Source organism: Corallococcus llansteffanensis (assembly GCF_003612055.1).
GTDB lineage: Bacteria > Myxococcota > Myxococcia > Myxococcales > Myxococcaceae > Corallococcus > Corallococcus llansteffanensis.
Map to the genome: position 1 here is coordinate 1 of NZ_RAWB01000697.1, position 4,673 is coordinate 4,673.

6 protein-coding genes and 1 pseudogene are annotated in these 4,673 nt (G+C 72.2%); 2 read left to right on the forward strand and 5 right to left on the reverse strand.

The annotated features are described in order from the left end of the window. A partial coding sequence (locus tag D7V93_RS38390; protein WP_120648038.1) for a TetR/AcrR family transcriptional regulator occupies positions 1-518 on the reverse strand: 518 nt, incomplete at its 3' end. Between the two features lie 91 nt (positions 519-609). Between D7V93_RS38390 and D7V93_RS38395 the strand changes: the two genes are divergently transcribed. Continuing rightward, positions 610-987, forward strand: a complete 378-nt coding sequence (locus tag D7V93_RS38395; protein ID WP_120648039.1) for a DUF1304 domain-containing protein — start codon at positions 610-612, stop codon at positions 985-987. Positions 988-996: 9 nt separating this feature from the next. On the opposite strand, the gene D7V93_RS38400 is transcribed toward D7V93_RS38395, so the two are convergent. The 3 genes from D7V93_RS38400 to D7V93_RS38410 are packed head-to-tail and all read right to left on the reverse strand — an operon-like array spanning position 997 to position 3,768. Next, on the reverse strand, positions 997-2,547 hold the full coding sequence (locus D7V93_RS38400; protein ID WP_120648040.1) for a caspase family protein: 1,551 nt from the start codon (positions 2,545-2,547) through the stop codon (positions 997-999). Beyond that, positions 2,544-3,263, reverse strand: coding sequence for a hypothetical protein (locus tag D7V93_RS38405; protein ID WP_120648041.1), 720 nt, complete (start codon positions 3,261-3,263; stop codon positions 2,544-2,546). Before D7V93_RS38405 ends, D7V93_RS38400 begins: the two co-directional genes overlap by 4 nt. Then, complete coding sequence (locus D7V93_RS38410) at positions 3,256-3,768, reverse strand: sigma-70 family RNA polymerase sigma factor (protein ID WP_120648042.1); 513 nt, start codon at positions 3,766-3,768, stop codon at positions 3,256-3,258. The genes D7V93_RS38405 and D7V93_RS38410 overlap by 8 nt, the downstream gene beginning before the upstream one ends. A 141-nt stretch (positions 3,769-3,909) precedes the next feature. On the opposite strand from D7V93_RS38410, the gene D7V93_RS38415 reads away from it, so the two are divergent. Next, complete coding sequence (locus tag D7V93_RS38415; protein ID WP_147451560.1) at positions 3,910-4,428, forward strand: hypothetical protein; 519 nt, start codon at positions 3,910-3,912, stop codon at positions 4,426-4,428. 16 nt (positions 4,429-4,444) lie between these two features. On the opposite strand, the pseudogene D7V93_RS38420 reads toward D7V93_RS38415, so the two are convergent. Continuing rightward, positions 4,445-4,673, reverse strand: a pseudogene (locus D7V93_RS38420) (ATP adenylyltransferase family protein); the annotation flags it as partial.

Here is a 4,673-nt window from a genome sequence, read left to right on the forward strand (position 1 = left end):
GTGACGAGCACGCCAATCACGGACCCCAACAACAGCTCCACCCGACGGGCCACCGTCTTGCGAGGAATGACACCCGCCTTCGCCGCCCCCTCCAGCGCCCGCGTCAGGTGCCCGTGCAACAGGGCCCGGTAATCCTCCACCGCCTGATGGGCCTCGGCGTCATGCGGGGCCAGCTCCGTCGCCGTATTCACCAGCAGGCAGCCCCGCCGCGTAAGGGCCGGCGGCGCGGTGCCCATCGTCGTCGCGAGCGCTTCAAAGTAGGTCGTCACCTGCTCCAGGCCCGGCGTGCCCGTGGCGAAGACCGTCAGCCTGGGCGTGATGACCTCCTGCAGGTACAGCGCGACGGCCCGCGCGAACAGCACCCGCTTGCTGTCGAACGCCTGGTACAGGCTGGAGCGGTTCAACCCCGTCGCGGACTCCAGGTCCGTCAGCGACGTGGCCTCGTAGCCCCGCGACCAGAACACCCCCAACGCCGCCCGCACCGCCACCGTCTCATCGAACGCACGCGTCCGCGCCACGTCACCCTCCTTGACAATTCTGAACCGACCGTTTCAATATGGATTCGGAACTGACTGGTACAGAATAAACCATCCCTGGAGGGGAGTCATCATGTCGCCACTGGCACAGGTCTTCGCGGTCATCGCCGCGCTCATCCACGTGTTGTTCTTCGTGATGGAGAGCGTCGTCTTCTCGCAGCCGAAGGTGTGGCGGCGCTTCGGGATGAAGTCGCAGGCGGACGCGGACGTGGCGAAGCCCATCATGTTCAACCAGGGCTTCTACAACCTGTTCCTCGCCGTGGGGATCTTCGTGGGCGTGGTGCTCGTGCACAGCGGCGCGGTCGCGTCGGGCGTGGCGGCCGTCCTGTTCGGCTGCGGGTGCATGCTGGGGGCGGCGCTGGTGCTGGTGAGCAGCAACCGCCACTTCCTCACGGCCAGCATCGTCCAGGGCGCCCTGCCGCTGCTGGCGATCGCGCTCATCGCGTTCTGAGCCCTGGGGCTACAGCGCGAAGCCCACCATCAGGGACGCGGAGGCCCTGGGCACCAGCGACACGCCCGAGTCCCTCCGCGCCACCACCCCACCGGCGGAGGCGCTCAGCAGCGTCGACACGCCGCCTCGCACGTGCAGCCGCACGCCGCCGGACACGAGCGCCAGGGGCTCCAGGCCGAAGCGGGGCTCCTCGAAGAAGGGAAGCCCGGTCTGGATGACGGCCAGCGCGCCGGCCTCCAGCGCGCCGGTGAACGTCCACGGGCCGTGCGTCCAGTGCGGCCCCGCGCCCAGCCTCAACTCCAGCTCCGTCTGTCGGAACGGCTGACGGCGGCCCGAACCCCGCCGGACCGCGAAGCCCATCCCGGCAGTGTCGATGCCCGGCATCAGGCGGCCCTCGCGCTCCAGGCGCAGGTCCATGCCCGCGATGGACGTCAGGCCCGCGACAATCCCAGACGTCAACGACGGCCCCACCGCGAGCAGCAGCGTGGACCCCGCTCCACCCTTGCGCGCGAGCCTCAACCGCGCGGCCTGCTCCAGGGGCGCACCGCCGACAGAGGCGTTCCCGTCGAGGGGCACCGTCACCGAGCGCTCCAGGAAGCCCTCGTCCGCGCGCAGGAGGATCCGGTACGCCCCCGGGGCGACGGCCAGCGTCGTGGGGCCCTCGCCCTTCTCCAGCTCCGCCACCAGCGTGCCGCTCTCGGAGGAGAGGACCAGCCAGCGGCCCGGCGCCTTCACGTCGAGCGTCAGCCGGCCCCGCGCCTGTAGCGGCTCGGAGAGGACCAGTTCCCCTCGTCCGCGCAGGTCCATCCGGAACGTGGGGCGCTGCAAGCCTCCCGGTGAGACGAGGGTGGACTCCAGCGTGCGCGCGTAGGCGTAGCGGTAGGCCTCTTCCAGCGTGACGCGTCCATCCCGGGACGCATCCGCCGCGCCGCGCAGCCCCGCTGCCAGGTGGTGCGTGAAGTAGGAGCCCTGCAGCGCGTCCGACTCCTGCGCGTATTCGTCCGCGCCGGAGGCGCTGATGACGACCCGGCCCTCCAGGTCCGCCGCCTCCATGGTGATGGGCGTGGCGACGGGCTTGAGCCCCTTCAGGCGCGTGGCGAGCCCGGAGCGACATGAGTCCAGGATGAGCAGCCCCACGCCCACCGGGGCGGCCTTGAGGAAGTCCACCAATTCGCGCATCGGCAGCTCGGTGCCGCGCAGGTGCAGGCGGCCGTCGCCCGCGTGCGAGGAGATGTAGAGCACCAGCCAGTCGCGCGACGAGGCCTCGGAGGACAGCCGCGCCTGGAAGCGCGCCAGGGCCTCGCGCAGCGTCGCGGCATCCGTGCCCAGCAGCATGACGGTGCGCTCCGGCGGCACCGTGCCCACGTCCTGGAGGACCTCGCGCATCCGCCGCGCGTCGGACTCCGCGAAGCGCAACCGCTCCTCACCGGGCAGCCCCTGGTTCTCGCCGACGACGAGCGCCCAGCGGCGCGGGGCTTCCTCCGCGAAGGCCTCAAGGGGGCCCACGAGCACGGAGAGGATCGCCAGGAGCCACGCCCCCGTGGCGAGGAGCCTCGTCATGGGGCGACCCGCAGGACCGCGTGCGCGCTCGCCTTCCCGATGCCTTCGGGTGTCGCCACCTCCAGCGGTCCCTGTCCCTTCGCCCGGGCCTCGGCGATGCGCGCCGTGAGCGCCGCCCGCGCATCCTCCGCACGCAGCGGTGCATCCGAGAAGAACGCCTGCACCGCCACCGAGCCCGGCGTCACCTCCAGCGGGGGCGACAGCGGCACCTGGGCTCCGGGCTCCACCGTGCCGCTCGTCGCTCCTCCCTGGGGCCAGAGCACGTCCACCGCGCCGGCCTCGTCCACCGCGAGCACCAGCACGTTCCGGTACGGGCCGGTGCCCACCGCCAGCGTCACGCGCTCGCCCGGCCTCGCACCCGTCACCGACGCGCCGTCCTCGGACAGGAGCCTCAGCGCCACGCTCCCCTTCAGCCGCACGCCGTCCTCCGTGCCCCGCGGCACGTAGATGATCAGCGCGAGCCCCACGGTCAGCGCGGCCACCAGCGGCCCTCCCCAGCTCCAACGCGCCCTGGCCGGTTGCGCCCGCTTCGCCTCCAGCTTCGCGAGCACCGTCGCCGCGCGGGGCGCGCGCAGGCTCGACTCCCTCGCCTGCCGCATCCCTTCCGCGAGCTGACCGCACGCCGCGCAGGACGCCACGTGCGCGCCCATGCGACCCGACGGATCCAGCCCCGCGAGCCACTCGTCCAACTCCAACCGCGAGAGGTGCTCAGCCACGCTCCGCCTCCATCTCCTCGGGCAGCCGCCCCAGCTCCGCGGCCTTCTTCCGGATGGACTCCAGGTCCCGGACGATGGTCTTCCGCGACACGTCCAGCATCTGGGCGATCTCCTCCTGCGTCAGCCCGTCGAAGAAGTGCAGCGTGGCCACCTCCAGCTCGCGCTCGCCCATGCGGCCCACCAGGTGGCGGATGAAGTCGGCGGCCTCCCACTGGCTCGGGGTGAGGGCCGCGGCCTCCGCGCGCTCCGGGAGCTTCGGCTCACGCAGGTGGCGCGAGCGCAGCGCGTTGAGGCACAGGTTGGTGGTGACGCGGTACACGTACGTCATGGGACGGGCCTCCCGTCGGAACCGCGCGCCGGCCGTCAACATGCGCTCGAAGACCTCCTGCACGATGTCCCACGCATCGGCGTCCCGTCCCAGCAGCGCGAGCGCGCGACGGTGCACCACGGGCGCGAAGCGCTCGTAGAGCTCCCTGAGCTCCTCCGCACCGAGCCCGCTCGCCATCCGCGTGTCCGACCTTCCTGTTCGTCGTTGAGACACCCGGGCCCGGTGGCCTGGGACATCGCACCTGCAACGGGGTGTGGGATACTAGCCGCGCCCCGATGGCATGTCCCATGTCGGGCCCACCGGGTGTCCCAACCGCACGTGAAACGACTGCTCACAGCCGCCGTGCTCGCCCTGCTCGGCACGGGCTGCTTCGACCCGCTGTACGAGGACCCGGACCCGCTGGGCGAGGTGACGTGGGCCGTCTGCTGCGTCTCCGGCCAGGTGGACACCTGCCGCTGTGAGTCCTCCGACGGTTGTCCGTCCTCCTTCCGGGCCTGCGCGGCCGGCACCTGCGCGGAGTCAGTCGGCCATGCCTGCAAATCGGGGACGGACGCAGGCGGCGTCACCGACTATGACGCCGGGACCGACGCGGGCACGCAGACGGACGCGGGCACGAGCACGGACGCGGGCACGCAGACGGACGCGGGCACGCAGACGGACGCGGGCCCCCAGACGGACGCGGGCACCGAGCCCGGTGAGATCAGCTACGGGCCGTGCTGCAACCCGGCCACCCACCACGTCACCACCTGCGCCTGTCCCGCGTCCGGCTGCGCGAACCCGCCGTTCACCCCCTGCTCGTTCGGGCGGTGCGCGCTGTCGGGGGAGCGCTGCGACTGAGCCGCGCCTTCTTCTCCTAGGGAGCGAGGCCCGCGACCTGGCGCAGCAACTCCAGGGGTCCCAGGGCCGCGACCGCGTCGAACTGCTCCGGCGTGCGCACCAGCAGCGAGCCCGCGAACCCCAGCGCGTTGACGTTGACACCCAGGTGCTCCGCGCGGCTCCGGGGCACGAGCATCATCCACTCCCGCGTGGCCAGCAGGTTGTACGGCACGCGCGACGCCTCCCCCAGCCCCAGCGCCGTGCGC

Bases quoted from the DNA above. Each gene is read 5' to 3' on its own strand.
- D7V93_RS38395 (WP_120648039.1), top strand. From the start codon at position 610: ATGTCGCCACTGGCACAGGTCTTCGCGGTCATCGCCGCGCTCATCCAC.
- D7V93_RS38400 (WP_120648040.1), bottom strand. From the start codon at position 2,547: ATGACGAGGCTCCTCGCCACGGGGGCGTGGCTCCTGGCGATCCTCTCC.
- D7V93_RS38410 (WP_120648042.1), bottom strand. From the start codon at position 3,768: ATGGCGAGCGGGCTCGGTGCGGAGGAGCTCAGGGAGCTCTACGAGCGC.